At 57.0% G+C, this 21,155-nt stretch carries 18 protein-coding genes and 2 pseudogenes; 11 read left to right on the top strand and 9 right to left on the bottom strand.

Annotation, left to right across the window (positions count from 1 at the left end; all coding sequences use genetic code 11):
- The first annotated feature begins 247 nt into the window (after nt 1-247).
- A pseudogene (locus tag AAIA72_RS03300) lies at nt 248-1,887 on the top strand (electron transfer flavoprotein-ubiquinone oxidoreductase).
- A 122-nt stretch (nt 1,888-2,009) separates the two neighbouring features.
- Here AAIA72_RS03300 and AAIA72_RS03295 read toward each other — a convergent pair.
- Together AAIA72_RS03295 and AAIA72_RS03290 are read right to left on the bottom strand one after the other, a co-directional pair.
- On the bottom strand, nt 2,010-2,576 hold the full coding sequence (locus AAIA72_RS03295; protein ID WP_369602025.1) for a DUF1285 domain-containing protein: 567 nt from the start codon (nt 2,574-2,576) through the stop codon (nt 2,010-2,012).
- Nucleotides 2,573-3,466, bottom strand: a complete 894-nt coding sequence (locus tag AAIA72_RS03290; protein WP_369602024.1) for a radical SAM protein — start codon at nt 3,464-3,466, stop codon at nt 2,573-2,575. The genes AAIA72_RS03295 and AAIA72_RS03290 overlap by 4 nt, the downstream gene beginning before the upstream one ends.
- Before the next feature lie 48 nt (nt 3,467-3,514).
- On the opposite strand from AAIA72_RS03290, the gene AAIA72_RS03285 reads away from it, so the two are divergent.
- Nucleotides 3,515-4,648 carry an aminotransferase class V-fold PLP-dependent enzyme gene (locus tag AAIA72_RS03285; protein WP_369602023.1) on the top strand — a complete coding sequence of 378 codons (1,134 nt, stop codon included), beginning with the start codon at nt 3,515-3,517 and terminating at the stop codon, nt 4,646-4,648.
- Here the strand turns inward: AAIA72_RS03285 and sixA are convergent.
- The 4 genes and pseudogenes from sixA to AAIA72_RS03265 form a co-directional block, all read right to left on the bottom strand.
- A complete protein-coding gene (sixA, locus tag AAIA72_RS03280; protein ID WP_369602022.1) occupies nt 4,629-5,081 on the bottom strand; it encodes a phosphohistidine phosphatase SixA in 453 nt (150 codons plus the stop codon). The two genes, AAIA72_RS03285 and sixA, sit on opposite strands and share 20 nt — an antisense overlap.
- 1 nt (nt 5,082) lies before the next feature.
- Nucleotides 5,083-6,110, bottom strand: a pseudogene (locus AAIA72_RS03275) (NAD(P)H-dependent glycerol-3-phosphate dehydrogenase).
- Nucleotides 6,111-6,156: 46 nt separating this feature from the next.
- Nucleotides 6,157-6,699, bottom strand: coding sequence for an STAS domain-containing protein (locus tag AAIA72_RS03270; RefSeq protein WP_369602021.1), 543 nt, complete (start codon nt 6,697-6,699; stop codon nt 6,157-6,159).
- Between the two features lie 2 nt (nt 6,700-6,701).
- Nucleotides 6,702-7,874, bottom strand: a complete 1,173-nt coding sequence (locus AAIA72_RS03265; protein WP_369602020.1) for a PP2C family protein-serine/threonine phosphatase — start codon at nt 7,872-7,874, stop codon at nt 6,702-6,704.
- A gap of 140 nt (nt 7,875-8,014) precedes the next feature.
- On the opposite strand from AAIA72_RS03265, the gene AAIA72_RS03260 reads away from it, so the two are divergent.
- Nucleotides 8,015-9,469 (top strand): HD domain-containing protein, encoded by a 1,455-nt coding sequence (locus AAIA72_RS03260; protein ID WP_369602019.1) that lies wholly within the window; start codon nt 8,015-8,017, stop codon nt 9,467-9,469.
- A 39-nt stretch (nt 9,470-9,508) separates the two neighbouring features.
- On the opposite strand, the gene AAIA72_RS03255 is transcribed toward AAIA72_RS03260, so the two are convergent.
- Both AAIA72_RS03255 and AAIA72_RS03250 read right to left on the bottom strand, forming a co-directional pair.
- Nucleotides 9,509-10,069 (bottom strand): response regulator, encoded by a 561-nt coding sequence (locus AAIA72_RS03255; protein WP_369602018.1) that lies wholly within the window; start codon nt 10,067-10,069, stop codon nt 9,509-9,511.
- Nucleotides 10,066-11,367, bottom strand: a complete 1,302-nt coding sequence (locus AAIA72_RS03250) for an HD domain-containing phosphohydrolase (protein ID WP_369602017.1) — start codon at nt 11,365-11,367, stop codon at nt 10,066-10,068. The genes AAIA72_RS03255 and AAIA72_RS03250 overlap by 4 nt, the downstream gene beginning before the upstream one ends.
- Before the next feature lie 133 nt (nt 11,368-11,500).
- Here AAIA72_RS03250 and xthA point away from each other — a divergent pair, with 133 nt between their 5' ends.
- Together xthA and AAIA72_RS03240 are read left to right on the top strand one after the other, a co-directional pair.
- On the top strand, nt 11,501-12,322 hold the full coding sequence (xthA, locus tag AAIA72_RS03245) for an exodeoxyribonuclease III (RefSeq protein WP_369602016.1): 822 nt from the start codon (nt 11,501-11,503) through the stop codon (nt 12,320-12,322).
- A 42-nt stretch (nt 12,323-12,364) separates the two neighbouring features.
- Nucleotides 12,365-12,982, top strand: a complete 618-nt coding sequence (locus tag AAIA72_RS03240) for a TetR/AcrR family transcriptional regulator (RefSeq protein ID WP_369602015.1) — start codon at nt 12,365-12,367, stop codon at nt 12,980-12,982.
- On the opposite strand, the gene AAIA72_RS03235 is transcribed toward AAIA72_RS03240, so the two are convergent.
- Complete coding sequence (locus AAIA72_RS03235) at nt 12,983-13,432, bottom strand: phasin family protein (protein WP_369602014.1); 450 nt, start codon at nt 13,430-13,432, stop codon at nt 12,983-12,985. It lies immediately after the preceding gene.
- A gap of 291 nt (nt 13,433-13,723) precedes the next feature.
- On the opposite strand from AAIA72_RS03235, the gene AAIA72_RS03230 reads away from it, so the two are divergent.
- The 6 genes from AAIA72_RS03230 (at nt 13,724) to AAIA72_RS03205 (ending at nt 21,140) form a co-directional block, all read left to right on the top strand.
- Entirely contained in the window at nt 13,724-14,539 is an 816-nt protein-coding gene (locus AAIA72_RS03230; RefSeq protein WP_369602013.1) for a lysophospholipid acyltransferase family protein, read from the top strand.
- Between the two features lies 1 nt (nt 14,540).
- A complete protein-coding gene (locus tag AAIA72_RS03225) occupies nt 14,541-15,506 on the top strand; it encodes an SDR family oxidoreductase (protein ID WP_369602012.1) in 966 nt (321 codons plus the stop codon).
- A 58-nt stretch (nt 15,507-15,564) separates the two neighbouring features.
- The gene (locus AAIA72_RS03220; protein WP_369602011.1) at nt 15,565-15,810 is read left to right on the top strand and encodes a hypothetical protein; all 246 of its coding nucleotides are present in this window, start codon (nt 15,565-15,567) and stop codon (nt 15,808-15,810) included.
- A 30-nt stretch (nt 15,811-15,840) separates the two neighbouring features.
- Entirely contained in the window at nt 15,841-17,943 is a 2,103-nt protein-coding gene (gene prsK / locus AAIA72_RS03215; RefSeq protein ID WP_369602010.1) for an XrtA/PEP-CTERM system histidine kinase PrsK, read from the top strand.
- A gap of 84 nt (nt 17,944-18,027) precedes the next feature.
- Nucleotides 18,028-19,401, top strand: coding sequence for a PEP-CTERM-box response regulator transcription factor (prsR, locus tag AAIA72_RS03210; RefSeq protein ID WP_369602009.1), 1,374 nt, complete (start codon nt 18,028-18,030; stop codon nt 19,399-19,401).
- The gene (locus tag AAIA72_RS03205) at nt 19,398-21,140 is read left to right on the top strand and encodes a tetratricopeptide repeat protein (RefSeq protein ID WP_369602008.1); all 1,743 of its coding nucleotides are present in this window, start codon (nt 19,398-19,400) and stop codon (nt 21,138-21,140) included. Before prsR ends, AAIA72_RS03205 begins: the two co-directional genes overlap by 4 nt.
- The last annotated feature ends 15 nt before the right edge of the window (nt 21,141-21,155 follow it).

Raw genomic sequence — 21,155 nt, 5'->3', positions numbered from 1 at the left:
GTCAACTCTTGCCGGGCTGCGACCCTTCCGGTCACATTAGACACAAATCAACCCCAAAATTCAAACAAACGTTTGTTTGATGTCAAAAATCGGGTATGCTATGGGCTGTCAGTATAGATACTTAGTGCATACTATCAAAGACTTGGTCTGATCAGCCGGCCTGTCCGATTCCCGCGGCGTGGCGTTGAACCAGTCTTGCCCCAATCCGAAGTCATTACAGAGGAGACGAGTCGTGGAACGCGAAGCTATGGAGTTTGATGTTGTCATCGTGGGTGCCGGCCCGTCGGGTCTGTCCGCCGCGATCAAACTGCTTCAGCTGGCCCAGGACGCTGGTCAGGAACTTACGGTCTGTGTTGTTGAAAAAGGTTCCGAAGTTGGCGCGCATATTCTTGCAGGTACCGTACTGGAGCCGACTTCTCTCAACGAGCTGATCCCGGACTGGAAGGAAAAGGGTGCCCCCCGAACACACCGGTTGCAGGAGACGACGTCTTTGTACTGCGCAGTGAAACCTCTGCAGTCAAGATTCCCAATGCCTTTGTTCCCCGCAACATGCACAACCACGGCAACTATGTAATCAGCCTGGGCAACCTGTGCCGCTGGCTGGCGGAACAGGCCGAGGCTCTGGGCGCGGAAATCTATCCCGGTTTCCCTGCTGCCGAAGTCCTGTTCCATGAGGACGGCAGCGTGAAAGGTGTACTGACCGGCGACATGGGTGTGGACAAGAACGGCAATCCGAAGGATACCTACACCCCCGGCATGGAACTGCATGCCAAATACACGCTCTTCTGCGAAGGTGCTCGCGGACATCTGGGCAAGCAGCTCATCGAGCGCTTCAAACTGGACGAGGGCAAGGACCCGCAGCATTACGCCATCGGCATCAAGGAACTGTGGGATGTGAAGCCTGAAGTCCATGAACCCGGCAAGGTCGTGCACTTCTCCGGCTGGCCTCTGACCGAAAGCAAGTCTTCCGGTGGTGGCTTCCTGTACCACATGGAGAACAATCAGGTGGTTGTGGGTCTGATCACCGATCTCAACTACTCGAACCCGCACCTGAGTCCGTTTGACGAATTCCAGCGCTGCAAACTGCACCCGGAGCTGCGCAAGTATCTGGAAGGCGGTACCCGTGTCTGCTACGGCGCTCGCGCCATTGCCAAGGGCGGCTACAACTGCCTGCCAAAAATGACCATGCCTGGCGCCCTGCTGCTCGGTTGTGATGCCGGCACGCTCAACTTCACCAAGATCAAGGGCGCCCACACTGCCATGAAGTCAGGCATGCTGGCGGCCGAAGCCGTATTCGAAGCGATTCAGCGTGGCAGCGAGGGCCGTGAAGAACTGACTTCCTTTACGGAGAAATTCGAAAAGTCCTGGCTGTTCAAGGAGCTCTACGAAACCCGCAACTTCGGCCCTGCCATGCACAAGTTCGGTACGGTCATCGGCGGTGCGATCGCATTCCTGGAGCAGAATATCCTTGGCCGCAGCCTGCCGTTTACGCTGCATGACCGCCACAAGGATCACGAGATGCTGAAGCTGGCCAGCGAGTGCCCGAAGATTCAGTATCCGAAGCCGGACAACAAGCTGACTTTTGACAAGCTGAGCTCAGTCTTCCTGGCCAACGTGTTCCACGAAGAAGACCAGCCTTGCCACCTGAAGCTGAAGGATCCGGACGTTCCCATCAACTACAACCTGCCCCGCTATGATGAGCCGGCTCAGCGCTATTGCCCGGCAGGGGTATATGAAGTGGTGGATAACGAGGATGGCAGCAAGCGCTTCCAGATCAACTTCGCCAACTGCGTTCACTGCAAGACCTGTGACATCAAGGATCCGACGCAGAATATTGTCTGGACGACTCCGGAAGGTGGCGGCGGCCCGAACTATCCCAACATGTAATCCCGCCGGGATTGATCGATACCCCTACTGCGAGCAGGCGTCATGCCTGCTCTTTTTTTGTGAAACGGTCAGCAGTGTCATGTGACCGCCCACAACAACCAATCTGACGTCAACAAGCTTGTTCAGGCTCCCGGAGTTTGCTCCAGGGGATAAAACACCCCACCACTGGTCAGCCCCCAGACCTGGCGGCCGTCAGCCTCCTCCCTGCAGGTTGCCATTTCTTCAATGAGCCGGTAATAGAGGGCTCTGCCGGGCACACCGTAAAGACCATTGCGTACATGGAAATACGGCAGCAGCACGCCATCCTGCCTTCTCTTGCGTAACTCGGGGGGATGGTCCTCTGAAACGATGACGGCTTCCCCAACCTCGGTCTCCAGTGCCAGCCAGGGTTTCCCGCTTTCCTCAACCAGTCTGTGACGGGTAAAGACAAAGGGGACGTCTTCCACCTGGATCCGCACCTTTTCAACCGGGGTCACCAGCATGTAGTCTTCACCCTCTTTCTTGAGGATGGCAGAAAACAGCCTGACCATCTCGGGACGGTCGATGGCATTGCCCCGATACCACCACCTTCCGTCACTATCAATACGAATGGGGATCTCGCCGCAGAACGGCGGATCCCACTTGTCCACGGGGTAGTGATGACGGTTTTCCAGCTGCTCTTGCAGTCTCTTCAGTGCATCGGTACTCACAGGCCTCTCTCCCATTCCTGCCGCAGGCGAAGTTTTCCGGGCTGCGTCATGGCGATTTCCAGTACATCCAGTATCGCACGTTTGTCCCGATTGAGTGTGCCCTTGAGTGGCAGATAATTGGAAGCATGATCCGAGCGGAACACCGTCTGCTTCAACTCGAGACCGGAGATGAAGCGGTGCAGCTCCCGGAACAGACCTTGCTGATCCGGCAACTCAAATTCCGGAAAATGGGATTTCAGTCGCGCCCGCCCCAGAGGAAAAGACACCACTAATGTTGACAGGAAGTCCGGTTGAGCCTTATTCATGAGCGCGGCCGTGTCATCCGCATGGGCTTCCCAGTAGCGCGTGCCGCCCAGGCCGTTCAACACCATGACGGATGACCGCAATCCTGCTTCGCGGATCTTGATCAGCGCCTCCAGGTGTGACTGAGCGGTCTCTCCTTTTTGTACCTTTTCCAGGACCGTGTCGCATCCGGACTCGACGCCCACGTACATGATGTCCAGCTTGAGCTCGCGCAAAGCGCGAAGATCCTCCACAGACTTGCGCCGCTGGTTGCGCGGCAGACAATAGGCCGACACTCGTTCAAGTGCCGGAAAGGCATCATTGAGCATCTGGAGAATGCCCGTGAGCCGCCGTACAGGCAGAACCATGGCATCGCCGTCTGCCAGGAACACTCGGGTTAGCCCCGGATAGATTGCGGCGGTACGCCGGATGTCAGCGAAAATCTCTTCATCCTTGCGCGCCCTGAAGGCCTTCTGTGGTTGCGTGTACATTTCACAGAAGGTGCACTTGTTCCAGCTGCAGCCATTGGTCACCTGCAGGATAAAGGATCGCGCTTCGCTGGGGGGCCGGAATACCGGCTCGATGTATTGCACGGGTATGGGCAGCATAGTAGTCTGTTTCCTCCTCTCCGGGCACATCTTAAAGGAAAATAACCCATGGTTCAGCTGCGTCATGAATTTCCAGTTGTGGACAACTGCCTGTATTTCAACCACGCAGCGGTCGCGCCCTGGCCCCGACGCACGGCTGAGGCAGTGTATCGTTTCGCTCAGGAGAACCTTCACTACGGGGCCAGCCATTACCCGGATTGGCTGAACACTGAACGCACGCTGAGACAACAGCTCAAGACACTGATCAACGCCCCCACGATCCGCAGCATTGCCCTGGCCAAAAGCACCTCCGAAGCCTTGTCCATGATTGCCAACGGCCTGAAGTGGGCCCCGGGAGACGAAGTGGTCATCACCGATCAGGAATTTCCTTCCAACCGCATTGTCTGGGAAGCGCTGAGTTCAAGGGGCGTACGCGTGCGTGAGGCGGAGCTCACACCAGCCGGCAACCCGGAGGAGGCAATCCTCAATGAGGTAGGGCCGCGAACACGGCTGGTTTCCGTCAGCTCGGTGCAATACGCCAACGGCCTCAGGCTGGATATCGCCCGGATTGGTGCCGCGCTTCGTGATCACCCTGCCCTGTTTTGTGTGGATGCCATTCAGTCACTCGGCGCGCAGGTGTTTGACGCACAGGCCTGTGAGGCGGATTTCGTTGTGGCCGACGGCCACAAGTGGATGCTCGGGCCTGAAGGGCTGGCACTGATGTATGTAAAGCCGGAATGGCTGGAAATTCTGGAGCCTTCCGAGTTTGGCTGGCATATGGTGCATCAGCGTGGTGATTACACACGCCGGGACTGGACCCCGGCCACGGACGCCACCCGCTTCGAGTGCGGCAGCCCCAACATGCTTGGCATTCATGCCCTGTCCGCCTCCCTGTCCCTGCTTCTTGAAGTGGGCATGGAAACGGTTCAGCGGACGCTTGAAGCGCGTATTGACCAGCTCTACCAGGCGCTCGCCAACACGCCCGGCATTCGCCTGCTGAGTCCGGAACAGCCCGAGCGCCGAGCCGGCATGGTGACCTTTGATATCCCGAGCCATGATCTTGCTGAAGTGTACCGCAAGCTCAGTAAGTCAGGTGTGGTCTGTGCCTTGCGTGGCGGCGGTATCCGTCTCTCACCCCATTTCTATACGCCGGCGGAGCAGATCGGCAACGTGGTCAGCCGGATCAAGGCGTCAATGACTTGATGAGTGCCGCCTCGCCCGGATACCACACCGTCTCTGTCCTGAGTATGCGGGCTTCGGCTGTCATGAACGGAACTGCACGTTCCCCGCTCAGCAACGCGACCAGATTGGCGACAAACGGCATGTGGCTGACCAGAATCAGTTGTTCCGGTACGCCCGGCTGATCCAATCGCGAAACAAATTGCTCCGGACGCCCATCGGGGGTCACTCCATCAATCACTTCGGTGGCAGCCTTCAGCACTTGAGCCAGAATGCGGGCGGTTTCCGCAGCACGAAGATAGGGGCTGTGCCAGATGGTCACGCCTTCATAACCGGCTGCAGCCAGCTGGTCAGCCGTGGACCGTGCCTGTGTCTTGCCCAGGTCACTGAGCGGCCGGGCATGATCCGGCTGTGTATAGGGCCCGGCGTCACCGTGGCGCACCACAATCAGCTCCATTTCAGGACTCCCTCGGCAGGATGAATTCAACGTCACTGCTTTGCTGACGGGACATCAGCGAGCGCACCACGTCTTCTATCGGTGCGTTGCGGTAGACGATTTCGTACAGGGCATTGACCAGCGGCATCTCCACCTCCATTTCGTGTGCCTTGTGCCAGACCGTCTTGAGGGTTTCGACCCCCTCGGCAACCTGCCCCAGGTGGCTGACAATATCGTCCAGCGTTCTCCCCTGCCCGAGCTGGTAGCCAACACGGAAGTTACGACTCTTGCTGGAACTGCAGGTAACGATCAGATCCCCTACTCCGGCCAGTCCCATGAAGGTCATGGGATTGGCCCCCATGCTGACGGCAAAGCGGCTCATCTCTGCCAGGGCGCGGGTCATCAGCATGGCACGGGTGTTTTCCCCATTTTCAGGGCCGCAGCCAGCCCGGATACAATGGCATAGATATTTTTCAATGCCCCGGCAAGCTCCACACCGTAAGTATCGGTATTGGCATAAACCCGGAAGTAAGCGTTACCCAGAAGCTGCTGTACCCGCTTGCGCAGTCCTTCATGAACACTGGCGATGACTGTCGCAGTCAGGCAACGATCCAGCATCTCTTGAGCCAGATTGGGCCCGCTGAGCACGCCACTGGGATCATCCGGCAATTCTTCGCGGAGAATGGCACTCATCAGGTGAAAACCTTCCGGCTCTACACCCTTTGCCGTGCTCACCCAGTATTGCCCCGGACGGGATGCGTCCCGGGCCTCATGCACCACCCGACGGAAAGCCTTGGACGGCACACTGACGAATACGGTATCGGCTGCACGGACACAGGATGCCAGGTCGGTGGAGGCCTCAATACCCTCGGGCAGGATCCGGCCCGGAAAGTAATGCGTGTTTTCCCGGCGGCTATTGATGGCGTCGGCGACCTCCGGGTCACGCAGCCACAGGTGAACATGATGACCGTTGTCAGCAAGAATTGAGGCGATGGCGGTCCCGAAACTGCCGCCCCCCAGGACAGCCACATGGGTCTTGGATTGCGTCATGAGAAACTCTCTGCGATGGCTTCGGGCTGAATGATAGCGGCGTGAGTCAGTGGGTCAAATGTTTGCTGCGGGCCGACTGAGCGTTGACGGGGCAACTGGGGCCCTCGACATCACTTTCAAGCATGGCCACCAAATCGCGGAATTCGTTCCGGTTATGCTCATTGAGCTCCATCAGAATCCGGTGCGCACAGAGGACTTTCTCCTTCACTTCCGTTTCCGTGGCAGTGAGCTGCGGCACTTCCTGAAGGTCACCCAGATCGGTTGCCGCCTCACGAACCACAATGAAAATATCATCAAGTCCCATGGTGTGGATCAGGCGATCAATGTCTTCCCGGTTGGAAATGATGGTGGGGAGTACCTTGCGTTCCTGGCGGGCAAACAGTCCCAGTTTGGCGATCAGACCGAGCGTCGTGCTGTCGATCATGGTCGCCTGGGTCAGATCGACGATCACGGTCACAAAATGAGGCCGGTTCTCGATCTCTTCGATCAGACGATCCAGTGCACAGCAGACACTGAGGCGAACTTCCCCTTCAAACCTCAGGACAATTACGCCCTTGTTCTCCGCCTGGAGTATACGGAACTGCGACATGGCTACTCCGTCGATGCTATCGACAAAACCGCGATATCATCCGGCAAATCCCGGATAACGTCCAGCCCCAAAGCTTTTTCGAGGCTACCAATAGTGTGTCCTGCCTGTGCCACGGTTTCAAGCAGCAGGGCTTCTTTTTCTGCGAGCGAGTTGGCATTCACGACATCCAGAACGCCATCCGAAAATGCAACCAACCGAAAATCCGGACCAATGGGTACTTCCAGCGTTTCATAGGTCGCATCTTCCATCATGCCAACCGCTTTACCCCTTCCTTCCAGATAATGGGGATGCCCGTTCGTCCAGACAATGGGCATCGGGTAATGTGCACCTAAAGAATAGCGCAACACTTTGCGCTCAACATCCAGAATTCCGGCAAATATTGTCAAATGTTTGCCCAGTTGCGTATCGATGAGCTCCTTGTTGACGCGGGCCAGAAACCGGTGCGGGTCGAGAATGTCATCACTGGAGCCCCGCCGCAGATTGCGTTGCAGGCGATTGGTGAGATTCTTGAGCAGAACCGTCACAAATGCGGATGAGGCCCCATGCCCGGAAACATCCGCAAGGTAGAAGAACGCCTTGTTCTTGCTCAATGAAAAGTAGTCCAGAAAATCTCCGCTGAGATACAGCGACGGCTTGAGCATGTGATCGAAGTGAAAACCGCAGAAGGTCTGATTGCGATCGGGCAGCATTTTCTGTTGAACTTGCCGCCCGGCAGACTGGTCGTTGCGGAGCTCGGCAAGGCCGGTCTGAAGATCCCGGTTGGCACGCTCGAGCTCGGATCGTGCGTGGGCATAGTCCTTCTGAAGCCGCACCCGGGAAAGTTGCTGGGCGATCACCCGATCCGCATCCACAAAGTCCTTGAACGGTACGACAACCAGATCACTTGCTCCGGCACGCAGTGTGGTGACCACATCGGAGGCGGTAACAGGCTGATTCAGTGCAATAATGGGGACTTTAGAGACATCCAGGAAGCTCGTGAGCTCCCGTATGCCCCGGGCATCGCTGCTGACAACCACCAGATCTGCGTCCACCGGTTGTTCCGCACGGGCATGAGTCAGCGCCTCGACGCTCTCGGCACGCTCGACAACGTACCCTTCCCGGGCAAGATGCGCGGCCAGACGATCACAGTTTTCATCCTGCCCGATCAGCAGGATCCGCTCTTCTATGTCTGCCATAATCCCGAGTCACAACCCCTCAGCCGGCGGCTTTGTTTGGGTGGTGCAATGCGTGCTATTGTTTATGTCGTTATTACTAGCAGTGTAGGTTTATTTTTAGAATTATCATACTAAAACCCAAGGGGTGCAGATAGGGATATATGACTACACACTCAGACTTGCTTACTTTGCTGGATGTCAGCGATCGCCTGATCATGGATCCGGTACACGGCGGCATTCCCTTGTTCGCGCATGAAGTCAGAATTATTGACCACCCCTGGTTTCAGCGTCTTCGGTTTATCTGTCAGAATGATATCCTGTCTTACGTCTTTCCCGGTGCGACACATTCCCGATTTCTGCATAGTATCGGCACTGCCCATGTTGGAGGGCGCCTGTTCCTGGGGCTGATGGAAACCAGTCTCGACCGGGCGCGCCATCAGACATCGCTGCCGGATCAGGGCGAGCTGACCCGCGCCATCGCCTATCTCTACCGTGTGGTCAGACTGGCCTGTCTTCTCCATGACTGCGGGCACAGCAGTTTCTCCCATCAGTTCGAACGGACGCCTTCGCTTCGCCGTTGGCTGGATCTGCCGGACGTCCGGCAATACGTGCAGGGGAACATCCCGCACCCGGTTGACCCCGATGGAGCCATTGAGCACGAACACTTTTCCCTGGCGATTGCCAGCCACCTCTGCTCGGAAACGGGGGTAGAACGTGACGGCATCGTTCCGGGCGATGTCCTGAGTCTAATGGACAAATCCGAAATCCGGCCCAGCTCACGCTTTCGTGAGGCGACCGAAGTGCTTTGGCCCGTTCTGACCCTGAGTGACCGGTCCACCGCCGATCCTGACAAGCTGGCGCGGGTGCTGTCCGGTATCGTCTCCAGCGAAATGGATGCGGACAGGGCAGACTACCTGATGCGGGACGGGTTCCATGCGTCGGTTACCGTTGGCGGGTTCAATCTGGATCACCTGGCCAAGAACCTCTATATCGGCTGGGAACCCGAATCGGGCTGGCTGGGTATCGCTGTCAGCCGCAAGGGTTTGGGTGCACTGGAGGATTTTGTCTACAGCCGCTATCAGATGTACCGCAAGGTATACGGGCACAAGACCTCAATCGGCTTTGACTGGCTGTTACGCCAGGCCATTGAGGAGGTCCTGCAGGAACCCGCTTGCCGTGACGAAGTCCGTGCAGCCCTGACCGATCTGGAGGCGTATTGCCAGTTGACGGACAATTACTTCTGGGAGGCCTTCCGCCGCCATGCCCGTACCCGGCCCAACAGCTTCTGTGCCATGATGATGAGGCGTCAGCGGCTTCAGCATGTCCTCACGCTTCAGAACGGAGGGTCCCAGTTCACTGATGTGCGCACGGATCTGGCGCGGGAATACGGCGTGCCGCCTTCGCGGATCATCTTCTGTTCACTGCCCATCCGTTTCACACGGATCAATGCGGGCTTTGATCTGATCAAGTACGGACACCGGAATCAGTTCAAGTCACGCGGCAGGACGGGGTATCAGCCTCTGGTACAGGCCAGCGATTTCTTCCAGAAATTCGAGGACAGGCAACTGACACACTTCTACCTGCTCCCGGAAGAGGCGCCCGATCCGCTGCTTTGATGAAGCGGGCCGGTGCGCTGTACCGCCGCTTTTTGCCTGTTAACGCAGGTCATCCAGGTCCACATCATCCAGGTCATCTTCATCGAGCACAATATAGCCTTCGTCATCCAGGTTGAGGCGGGTAATCCCCGGGGCCTCGGCTTCCAGCCGCCGCAACTCATTCAGCTGTTCCCTGATCTGTGCGCGCTGCCGTTTCACTTCTGCGGCCAGCCTGGCGTTTTCCACGATGAGTTGCTGGTGTTCGAGCGCCTTGTCGAGCGTGATGAGCAACTCGTCATCCTCCCAGGGCTTGGTGATGAAGCGATAAATCTCGGCCTCATTGATGGCCTGCAGTACCGCGTTCATGTCGGCCTGCCCACTCAGTATGAGACGTGCGGCATCCGGGCAGATCCGCCGGGCCGCCTTGAGGAAGGTCACGCCATCCATTTCGGGCATGCGATAGTCTGACAGAATCAGATCAAAATGCTGCCCGTCGAGCAGCGACAGCGCTTCAGCCGGTGAAGTAGTGCTGACGACGTCCCACGCCCGGCGGACATGAATCACCCGCGTCAGTGCCTTGAGGATGTTCGCCTCGTCGTCGACAAGCAGAATTCGTGTCATGCCTCCGCCCCCTCATGCACTTCGACGTATACCTTGTATTGGGCCTTCTCGCTTTTCTCTATGCGCATGATCTTGTCGATGATGTTTTCGTTGAGCGCCTGGCCCTTTGCCACAAGCAGGACGCCGGCATCGGACATCAGATCCCTGGTCAGCACCATCCCCGCTTTCAGGGCGTGGGTACGGCACATCATCTCTTCTGCCGGAGCAATATCCAGTTTGATCTTGTCGCGAATCTTCAGGAAAAGCGCCACCAGTTGCGGGTCGTAGAGTGTTTTGCTGTGGTGCCCGATATATTCCACCGCGCCTTCATGATCCAGGGACTGCGAAAGCATCAGCCCTGTTTGCAGCCCCACATAATCTCTGGCCAGCCGGAGTATGCGGGCACCCAGCGGGATATCTTCACCTTTCAGGCCATCCGGAAAGCCGCTGCCATTGAAATATTCGCAATGATGCCGGATGTAACGGGCGGTTCTGTTCAGTTCCTCCACTGACGTCAGCGCATTTTCCCCGTGCACCGGGTATTGCTGGTACTGGGCCAGATCATCCCCCTGAAGCATTTGCTCGGGCTTCTCCAGCAGCCGGTCCGGGAGCACCATCTTGCCCATTTCATGCAGCAAGCCCGCAAAGTAGATCTGGCGTACTTCATCCTTGGGGAGTTTCAGAGCGAGCCCCATATATTTGGCCAAATCCGCAACGGCACGGGATTGTCCCTTGTACTTCTTCTTGTTGAGCGATACCAGTGACGAAAAGACGCGGATAATGGAGGTATAGCTGTTGCTCAGCTCCTTGTACGCCAGATCCAGCATTTCTGCGGTCTGTCGGATTTCCTCCGTGCGCGCCCTGACCTGGGCCTCGAGACTCTCATTCAGCGTCCGCAGCTCTTCCACCAACCGGTCACGCTCCCGGCGCAATCTGAGCGTTTCAAGCCCTTGCTCAATCGTACTGATGAGATCGTGCTCGTCCCAGGGTTTGGAGAGGTATCTGAAAATGCCTGCCTTGTTGACCGCCGACACTGTCGCTTCCAGATCCGCGTAGCCTGTCAGAATGATGCGTACGGTATCCGGCCACTTTCGGGACACTTCTTCCAGGAATTCGGCACCGGACATCTCCGGCATCCGCATATCGGATACCACAAGGTCAATATGCTCGCGCTCAAGAATTTCGAGACCCTCCCTGCCCGACTCGGCGGTAAAGATGTCGTAACGCTGACGGCGCAGCAGCCGCCTCAGTGAGGACAGAATGTTGGCCTCATCATCAACCAGCAATACGGCGGGCGTAAATTCTTCAGCCTCGCTCACGGGGCACCTCTCCTTGTTTGATTCATCTGGTTACTGCAAATGTAGCCAACATTATCTGGCATAACCAGTATCAAACTTGAGCTCTGGCAGGTTTTTCGTTGCAATACGCCGCTGATTTCAAAGGGAGCTGCAGATGCGCGTCGTATCATTCAATGTCAACGGACTCAGGGCCCGAATCCATCAGATGCAGGCACTGGTAGAGCGTTACCAGCCCGATGTGATCGGCCTCCAGGAAACCAAGGTGGATGACAGCGAATTCCCTGTCGAAGCCATGCGGGATCTTGGCTACGAGGTGGCGTGGCACGGACAGAAAGGCCATTACGGCGTTGCCCTGCTCTCGCGGTTTCCCATGGATGAGGTCACCACTCGGCTGGAAGGCAATGATGACGATGATCACTGTCGCTTCATCCGCGCCCGGGTTCAGGTTGGTGACACTCCGGTGTGGGTGCTGAACGGTTACTTTCCTCAGGGAGAGAACCGGGATCATCCCGTCAAGTTTCCGCACAAGCGTGATTTTTACGCACGGCTGCTCGCCCTTCTCAAAAGCCGCTTTTCTCCGGATGAACCCCTTGTTCTCATGGGAGACATGAACATCTCTCCGGAGGACAAGGATATCGGCATCGGGGAAGACAACCGCAAGCGCTGGCTGCGAACGGGCAAGACCAGCTTCCTGCCGGAGGAGCGCGAATGGTTGCAGCAGCTCAAGGATTGGGGATTGCAGGATACCTTCCGCATCATTCATCCGGATGCGGATGATCAGTTCAGCTGGTTTGACTATCGCAGCCGTGGTTTCGAACGCGACCCCAAACGTGGTCTGCGCATCGACCTGATTCTGGCCACGCCGCCACTGGCCAGAACATGCACTGATGCGGGCATTGCGCTGGATATTCGTGCCATGGAACGTCCAAGCGATCACAGTCCTGTATGGGCGGATTTTGATTTGCCGTCAAACTAGGATACTCTTTTGCCCAATCCATTTTCAGGGCACCCTCAGACCATGAAAACCCGGGACCGGATCCTGATCACCAGTCTTGAGCTCTTCAATACCTACGGAGAGCCCAATGTCACCACCCTGCAGATTGCAGACACACTGGATATCAGTCCCGGCAATCTCTATTACCATTTCAAGAACAAGTCCGAAATCATCAACGAGCTGTTTGGTCAGTTTGAAAAGCGCATGATCGAGTTGCTGGATGTTCCGCCGGGCACCACGATCACGCTGGAAGATCACTGGCTGTTCCTGCACCTGCTGTTCGAGCTGATTGCAGAGTACCGGTTCATCTACCGGGATCTGGTCAACATCCTTCAGCGCTACGACCGACTGAATACACACTTCCGGCGCATCCTCAACCGCAAGCTGGATACGACCAAGACACTGCTGGCCAGTCTGAAGGCGCAGGACATTCTTCAGGCGTCACAGGAAGAAATGGAAGCTTTGTGCCACAACCTGGTGCTGACCATCACCTACTGGTCGAGCTTCGATATCCTTTTCAAACAGCCTGGCGATGATGTGGATCTGGCGCGCGGTGTCTATCACGTGGTGGCACAGGTGGCACCCTATCTCAGAGACGCCGAGCGCCAGGAAGTGGAAGCGCTCGGCAGACAATACCTCTGATCAGGCCCCGGGACTGCTCTTGGACCTGGTCCCGGCCTTGGCGCTGGCCTTGCTCCCGGCTTTGCGCCGCGAGGCTTCTGCCCTGGCTTTTTCCAGTTCCTTTTCGAGGGTCTCGATACGCGCTTCCAGTGCCCGGATGTCTTCAGATGTGGGAATGCCCAGCCGCTTGAGCGCCCGCGAGACGCGCTGGTCGAAAACCGACTCCAGCTTGTCCCAAGTGGTGTTGGCATTTTTCTTGACTTCTTCCACCGTCCCTTCGACCACCTTGATCTGCTTTTCCAGCACACCGCGCGTCAGATCTTCCAGTGCCTCACCTTCCTTGACCAGGCGTTCGAAGAGCTTTTCGGTATCTTCACCGGCCTTGTTGTAGGCACCCAGCCCTGCGAGCCAGATCTGGCGTGCACTTTCGCGAATCTTTTTGGAAAGATTCTTGTCGTTTTCTTCAGTCATGTTGCCTTCGAGCCTCTTGAACGAATCTTCTTTCAGTTTAACACTGCCTCCCGAACAAGGACAGCAGAGGGTAATTGTTCCGCATTCCTTTTGCCGGGCATGCGGATCGTCAGAACAGGCTTCCTTGACAGATTATGACGTCATTCCGGAGCGCGGACCTACATCTTCGTGTCAGCAACCGGTATTCATTTGCAAAACGCCACGTCTCTCTGCACAATTTCCCGCGCACATACCATAGACCGCCATTCAGGCGGCACACAACAAATAAAGGGACTCCATGAAGGACAGCGCATGACGTTCAGGACACGATTGAAGCAGATTCTGGTTCCCACCGAACTGGACAAGAAACTGGATACGAACGAAAAGCCCATCGGTGAAATGGGCTATGACCCCTGGGGTTTCAATCTCGAAACATTCAAGATCGCTGCAGCACTCTTCAAGCCTTTCTACGAGCGCTATTTCAGAACGGAAGCGAAAGGGGTCGAAAACGTACCTGCCAGTGGCCCGGTACTGATCATTGCCAACCACAGCGGACAGCTGCCGATTGACGGATTGCTGATCGGTTACGCGCTGGCCACCCGGGAGGACAAACCCCGTACGGCACGCGCCATGATCGAGCGCTTCTTTCCGACAGTTCCCTGGCTGGGTAACCTCCTTAATCAGTGCGGCGCCGTGCTTGGGGACCCGGTCAACTGCAGCAAGATGCTTCAGCGGGACGAGGCGATCATCGTCTTCCCGGAAGGCATCCGCGGCTCAGGCAAGCTCTACAAGGACCGCTATCAGCTCAAGCGCTTTGGTCATGGCTTCATGCACCTTGCCATCCAGCACAAGGCGCCCATTGTCCCCGTCGGTGTGGTCGGGTGTGAAGAAACCATTCCGGCCATCGGCAACATCAAGCCGCTGGCGCGCATGCTGGGCGTGCCCTATGTCCCGGTGGCACTTCCTGCGGTCCTGCCGGCCAAGGTCATCCTCAATTTCGGAGAGCCCATGTATTTCGAGGGTGAAGATCTGACAGAAGCGCAGGTCGCCGAATATGTGGCACAGGTCAAGGCTGAAATCAGCCGGCTCATCGACAAGGGGCTGGCCGAGCGGGACGGGGTGTTCTGACATGGCAAAATCCCAACGTACCCGCCAGGCTGCAGCCAAACCCCACGTCCTGGTCACCGGTGCAGCCGGTGCGCTGGCGCAACGCGTCATTTTCGATCTCCGGGACAAGGGCTATCCGGTGGTGGCTGTGGATTTCCGCGAGCAGGTCTATCTGGGCGAGGATATTCCCAGCTACCGCATAGATGCCAACAAGCGTGGTTTCGAGGACATTTTCCGTCAGCACCCGATTCGTGGCATCGTTCACCTGGGCCGGATCATGTCCAGTCAGAGCAACCGGGCCAGTCGCTACAATCTCAACGTTCTGGGCACGCAGCGGCTGCTGGATCTGGGCAACAAGTACGGCGTCAACCGCACGCTCATTCTGTCCACCTACCATGTCTACGGCGCGCATGCCTACAACCCTGCGCTGATTGACGAATCCGCGCCCCTGAAGGCAGCCGAACTGACGATGGATCTGGTGGACTCGGTCGAGCTGGAAAATCTGGCGAGTATCAACTTCTGGCGCTACCCCAAGCTGAACATTACCGTGTTGCGCCCCTGCAACATCGTCGGCCCCGGGGTCAAGAACACCATGTCCACCCTGCTTTCGTCCCGCTATGCCCCGGTCCTCGCCGGTTTTTCGCCGATGATGCAGTTCATTCATATCGAGGATATGGCGCAGGCCGTTGTCACTGCCTTCGAGAAAAACCGCAAGGGCATCTACAACGTCGCACCGGATGATTGCGTGGCCTATCAGGAGGCACTGGCGGCCGCCAACTGTATCCGTATTCCGGTGCCCGGTATCCCGCCGGCCGTTCCTCGTTTGCTGGCCCGCGTTCTGGGGTTGAAGTCATTCCCTCCCTATCTGATCAACTATTTCAAGTACCCGGTTGTCATTGACGGCTCACGCTTCAGGGAGACTTTCGGATTTCGCAGCCGCTACAACCTCGGGGAAATTTTCCGCTATTACCGCAGCCAGAAGGATTGAATCCGGGCAGCCCGTTCCCATGCCGGCTATACTTTTCTGACGGATGACGGGAGGCCGCATGGGAAACTGGTTGCTGCATGAGCTGATCTGCCGGGCATATACGGTGCCCGGCTCATCCATTCAGGCCCCAGGCTGGCTGAGGCGCTACAGTTCAGCCTACAGGTATCAGCAAAAGCGTGTCCGGTTTCTTTGGGGAGTTCATGCATTGCTTGCCCTGCTGATTCAGCATCCCGCCTGGTTGGCTGCGTCCACACTGTTTACAGTATTTCTCTCGTTCTGCATACTGGACGAAACCGCTTCCTGAGACAGGAAGACGCTTCACGGACGGATGACCATGACACTTGAATTTGGCGCTGTCAGTTACCTGCTGGGTAGCCTGGCCTATCTGATACTAACGCTTTTCTTCCTGCGCAGCCGTTATTCCCGCCACACCGATCGGGCACTGACCGGCGCCACGTTCATGACCTCCCTCTGGTCAGGCGTCATTGCCGCACAGCAGATCGGGGCCAATATCCCCTTTGAACTGCGTTATGTGCTCGAAGTCCTGCATACTGCCGCCTGGATGCAAGTGCTCTTTGCAATGCTCAACATCCGCATCAGCCGCTATCGACTGCTTTCCAGACCCGAGCGCAACCTGGCAGCAGGCATTTATGCCCTGATTGCCATCATGTTGCTTGCCGGCATCTCCAGAGCCATCCCCAACATACCCTTCGTGATTGGTGCCGAGACGCTCATCATATTTCACCTGACCCTGTCCCTGTTGGGTCTGATTCTGCTCGAGCAGGTCTGGCTCAATCTGCGGGGCTTCAATCGCTCATCCACCAAATTTCTGGGCATCGCACTGGCCGGCTTCCTGTTGTACGACGGCGCCATGTACACCGACGCCATGATGACCAACCAGATCTCACCCGCCCTGTGGGATTCCCGCGGTATCATTCACGCCATCCTTGCTCCGCTGATTGCCCTGACGCTGGTCAACGCCAAACGGCAACCCCTTGAATTCCAGGTCTCCAGAGAATTCATTTTCCGCGGCACGGTCATGGTTCTGGCCGGCCTCTACCTGATGCTGGTCGCTCTGGCCGCATGGCTGATTCAGGAATTCGGTACCGGGTGGTCTGACATTCTGGCCACGCTGCTGGTCAGCGTGGCGGTCATCGGTCTGCTCATTGTAACCACCTCCAGAAGATTGCGGGCACGACTGATCGTATTTCTTGGTCAGCACTTTTTTGATTACAAGTATGATTACCGCGAGGAATGGCTGAAGGTCACGCGCGAACTGGCTATCGTGGATGATTCTATCGAAAACGCTGTGATACGTGTCCTTGCCAATGCCGTCAACAGCCCGGGTGGCTTGCTCTGGGTGCGCGATGACAACAATAACTTCGAGTTCAGATACGGACTCAACCAACCACTCCCCAAGCGCAGCGGTATTGATCAGGACTCGGATCTGGTACGTTATTTCACCGAGCAGGACTGGATCATCAACCTCCAGGATTACAATCGCGATCCCACGGCATATCACCTGATCGAGATTCCGGAAGTGATCCGCAAATCCCACAATCCCTGGCTCATCGTGCCGCTGCACACACCGGACAGTCTGCTGGGCTTTGTTGTCATTGCCGAACCCTATGCCCGGCAGGAGCTGAACTGGGAAAACTACGACCTGCTCCGTATCATCGCACGGCAGGCCTGCAGCTATCTGGCCCTTTACCGGGCCCAGCAGCAGCTGACTGAAGCCAAACAGTTCGAGGCCGTGACACAAACGTCCGCGTTCCTGATTCACGACCTCAAGACCATTATCGCCCAGCTCAACCTGCTCCTGTCCAATGCCGGGAAACACAAGAACAACCCCGCATTTATTGATGACATGCTGAAGACAACCGAGCACGCTGTGAAGAAAATGAGCAAGATTGTTGAGCAGGTCAGAAAACCGGTTCAGCAGGAGGATAACCGGGAGGTGGACATCATCAGGACTCTGCGTTATGTCATTGACCGCTGCTCTCAGCGGCAACCCGTTCCACGGCTGACCGGAGATCTCAACGGCGCCGTGACAATTGCCGACCCGGAGCAACTGAAGTCCGTGTTCACCCATATCATCACCAACGCACAGGATGCGACCCCAAAGGACGGAGATATCGAAGTATCAGTCAAGCAGACACCCGGCTGGGTGTTCATCTTCGTGCAGGATACCGGCAAGGGCATGGATACCGAATTCATACGCAATGAACTCTTCAAACCGTTCGCCAGCACCAAAGGTGTCTCCGGAATGGGCATTGGCGCTTACCAGAGCCGGGAATATCTGAGGAAACTTGGCGGCAGTCTTGAAGTGACCAGCGAGGTCAACGTGGGCAGCTGTTTCACCCTTCGGATTCCGACCCGGTCTGCGCTGGCATATAGCCAAACGCAAGGTGCGCGCAGCGCCAGCGTGAGAAATTGATCTATGAGCGCTCAGACTGTTTGCCTTGCTGACATCTGCTGTTACACTTGAATACCATTCGTTACAGTTTACAGGGATGCACGAGTGAACAAGAAGCTACTGATTGTCGAGGATGACGAGGGACTGCAAAGCCAGATGCGCTGGTGCTTCAGCGATATGGAAGTCGAAGTGGCCGAGGATCGGGAAACGGCCTTGTCGATTCTGCGCCGTGTCGAGCCTCAGGTTGTCACGCTCGACCTCGGGCTGCCTCCGGATCCGGGTGGTGCCAGTGAAGGCTTTGCCCTGCTTCAGGACATCCTCACCCTTGCCCCGAATACCAAAGTCATTGTCGTTACCGGTCGTGAAGAGCGTGAAAATGCCGTCAAGGCGGTCGGTATGGGTGCCTGTGATTTCTATCAGAAACCTGTCGATGCGGATATTCTCAATTTCGTGGTCAATCGGGCCTTCCGCCTGCACGAGCTGGAACAGAAGAATGCCGAGCTGGAAAACCGTTGCTCCAACACGTCCATCAAGGGGCTGATTACCGCTGATGAAGGCATGCTCAAGGTGTGCCGCACCGTGGAAAAGCTGGCATCGACCGATGTCTCCGTCCTGATTCAGGGCGAAACCGGTACCGGCAAGGAACTGCTGGCCCGGGGTCTGCATGATCTCGGCCCCCGAAAGGATGGCCCCTTCATTGCCATCAACTGTTCCGCCATTCCCCACGACCTGCTGGAAAGCGAGCTGTTCGGCCATGAGAAAGGCGCCTTCACCGGTGCGGTCTCTCAGAAGAAGGGCCAGATCGAGCAGGCGCACCGTGGCACCCTCTTCCTCGATGAAATCGGTGACATGCCGCTGCCCCTTCAGGCCAAGCTGTTGCGCTTTCTGCAGGAGCGCGTCATCCGGCGTGTGGGCGGCAGCCAGGAAATTCCGGTGGATGTCAGGGTCGTCTGTGCTACACACCACGATGTCCGGAAGATGGTGGAATCGGAAGGTTTCCGGGAAGATCTGTTCTATCGTCTTGGCGAGATCGTCCTTGAGGTACCGCCCCTGCGCAAGCGCGCCGGCGATGCAGTGCTGATTGCCCAATCCATCAAGCAGGACGTGGCCCGCAACATGGACAAGACCATTCTGGGCTTCTCGGAAGATGCCATCCGGGCCATTCAGAGCCATCACTGGCCTGGCAATATCCGCGAGCTCATCAATCGGGTCCGGCGCGCGGTGATCATGTGCGAAACCCGTAAAATCAGCGCACGTGATCTCGAACTGGACCCGGCCACGGTCAGTGAAATGGACGTTCTCAATCTCCGCCAGGTTCGCGAAGAAGCTGAGCGGCGCGCCATCATGACTGCACTCCAGGCCGCCCAGTTCAACATGGCCAAGGCCGCACGGCTGCTCGGGATCACACGCCCCACACTCTATAACCTCACAGATAAATACAAAATCGACTACTCCAAGCCAGCGAGGGAACCTTCATGAAACGGAAGCCGCGCCGCAACCTGCTCCGCATACTCTTGACAGCCAGTCTGATGGCCGGAATGACCGCCTGCAGCAGCAATACCGATGACACCGGGGAAGCAGACCGGGTTTATCTCAGTCATCTGGATCAGGCGCGCTTCTATCAGGAACAAGGTCAGTACAAGGCGGCCCTTCAGGAAGCGCAAAGCGCCATTCAATCCAAACCCGGACAGCGCGAACCCTATCTGATTGTCTCCCGCATCTTTCTGGATTCCGGAGATGCCGCACGGGCCGCGCAGTATTACCGGGAACTGATTGAAGTCAATCCGGAAGGCGCTTCTGACAGTGAGCTCAATCAGGCGCGGCTGGGTCTCGCTGAAGCGTTGGGCATGCTGGGTAAGTTTGATGAAGCAGAAGAGGCGCTCAAGGGGCTCACCCATCCCGCCAAGGCTGAAGAAGTCCGGATGCTGACCCTGCAGGCGCAATGGGCGCTGAGACAGAACCAGCTGGACAAGGCAGAACATCTGGCCAATGAAGTCCTCAAGCGTGATCCGCAGAATGCTCCGGCCCTGATAGTGCTGTCCCGCATCGAGTGGGGCCGCAAGGCACCGGACAAGGCCCACGCCCTGCTCGACAAGGCCAGGAGCGCAGCACCGATGCATATTGAAGTGCTGACCTGGAATGCCCAACTCGCCGATCTGGAAAAGCGCTGGGCCGATGCAGAAGAAGCCTATGTCGCCCTGCTGGATCAGGTAGGCAGCGTGGACGTCATGACCCCCAGAAAATTCACCGCCATTTCCCGCCTGATTGAAGTGCTTCGCGCCCAGGGCAAGCACAGCGAGGCTTTCGCCTATCAGGAACAGCTCGACAAATCCTCACCGGGAACCGTCCGCAATCTGTATGCAACCGCGCTGACAGCCTATGAAAAGGGTGATCTCAAGGCTGCGGAGGACAATCTCGGGAAGCTGCTGGATATGGCTCCGGGATACAAGCAAGCGGGCATCCTGATGGGCATGGTCAAGGTTCGGCAGGGAGACTGGAAGGCCGCAGACGAATATCTCAGCCGCTACGCGGACCCGTCCAGCGACCCGGTTGCAGTCACCAAGGCGCTGGCCACCACCAAGCTCAAGCTGAATCAATATGAGCAGGCTGAGCTTCTGCTCAGACAGGTGGATGACAAGGATACGGACATTCTGACCCTCATGGGAATTGCCTCGGCTCACTCCGGCAACACCTCCGAAGCCATCCTGAATCTTGAAGCCGCACTGCGCCAGAAACCCAACGACGATTTGCGCAAGAAGCTGGCACAGGTCTATATCCAGGACAGACAGGCGACCAAAGCACTGGCGCTGATTGACCAGATCAAGGACAACGGAGACTGGGATATTACGGGCCTGCGCGTCTCTGCGCTTGCCAGCCTGGCCAAGTTCGACGAGGCCGAGAAGCAGGTCAGAAGCTGGCTCAAGACCCATCCGGACAGTGCGCAGGGATACAATGCACTGGGTGCGCTGTATTCTCAGCAAAAGAAATGGCGCGAAGCCGATGGGGCCTACGCCAAGGCCATTGCACAGGATCCGGACAATCTCTCGGCGTGGCATAACCGCCTGAAGAATCTCGAACTCCAGGACGACTGGAAAACCGTGCTGAAACTGGCCGAAGAAGGTCTGCGCAAACACCCTGATGACATTTCACTGCTGCGCAGTTATGTGAGGGCTGCCGCCAAAACAGATCAGGGGGCTGAAAAACAGACGCCAGACTGATCGAAATTGCGAAGG

Source organism: Thermohahella caldifontis (genome assembly GCF_041153465.1).
Taxonomy (GTDB): Bacteria; Pseudomonadota; Gammaproteobacteria; order Pseudomonadales; family Oleiphilaceae; genus Thermohahella; species Thermohahella caldifontis.
The sequence above is the reverse complement of the archived record's forward strand: the minus strand, read 5'-3'. Positions and strand labels throughout refer to the sequence as shown.

Bases quoted from the DNA above. Each gene is read 5' to 3' on its own strand.
- AAIA72_RS03290 (WP_369602024.1), bottom strand. From the start codon at position 3,466: ATGCTGCCCATACCCGTGCAATACATCGAGCCGGTATTCCGGCCCCCC.
- AAIA72_RS03285 (WP_369602023.1), top strand. From the start codon at position 3,515: ATGGTTCAGCTGCGTCATGAATTTCCAGTTGTGGACAACTGCCTGTAT.
- sixA (WP_369602022.1), bottom strand. From the start codon at position 5,081: ATGGAGCTGATTGTGGTGCGCCACGGTGACGCCGGGCCCTATACACAG.
- AAIA72_RS03270 (WP_369602021.1), bottom strand. From the start codon at position 6,699: ATGTCGCAGTTCCGTATACTCCAGGCGGAGAACAAGGGCGTAATTGTC.
- AAIA72_RS03265 (WP_369602020.1), bottom strand. From the start codon at position 7,874: ATGGCAGACATAGAAGAGCGGATCCTGCTGATCGGGCAGGATGAAAAC.
- AAIA72_RS03260 (WP_369602019.1), top strand. From the start codon at position 8,015: ATGACTACACACTCAGACTTGCTTACTTTGCTGGATGTCAGCGATCGC.
- AAIA72_RS03255 (WP_369602018.1), bottom strand. From the start codon at position 10,069: ATGACACGAATTCTGCTTGTCGACGACGAGGCGAACATCCTCAAGGCA.
- xthA (WP_369602016.1), top strand. From the start codon at position 11,501: ATGCGCGTCGTATCATTCAATGTCAACGGACTCAGGGCCCGAATCCAT.
- AAIA72_RS03240 (WP_369602015.1), top strand. From the start codon at position 12,365: ATGAAAACCCGGGACCGGATCCTGATCACCAGTCTTGAGCTCTTCAAT.
- AAIA72_RS03235 (WP_369602014.1), bottom strand. From the start codon at position 13,432: ATGACTGAAGAAAACGACAAGAATCTTTCCAAAAAGATTCGCGAAAGT.
- AAIA72_RS03230 (WP_369602013.1), top strand. From the start codon at position 13,724: ATGACGTTCAGGACACGATTGAAGCAGATTCTGGTTCCCACCGAACTG.
- AAIA72_RS03225 (WP_369602012.1), top strand. From the start codon at position 14,541: ATGGCAAAATCCCAACGTACCCGCCAGGCTGCAGCCAAACCCCACGTC.
- AAIA72_RS03220 (WP_369602011.1), top strand. From the start codon at position 15,565: ATGGGAAACTGGTTGCTGCATGAGCTGATCTGCCGGGCATATACGGTG.
- prsK (WP_369602010.1), top strand. From the start codon at position 15,841: ATGACACTTGAATTTGGCGCTGTCAGTTACCTGCTGGGTAGCCTGGCC.
- AAIA72_RS03205 (WP_369602008.1), top strand. From the start codon at position 19,398: ATGAAACGGAAGCCGCGCCGCAACCTGCTCCGCATACTCTTGACAGCC.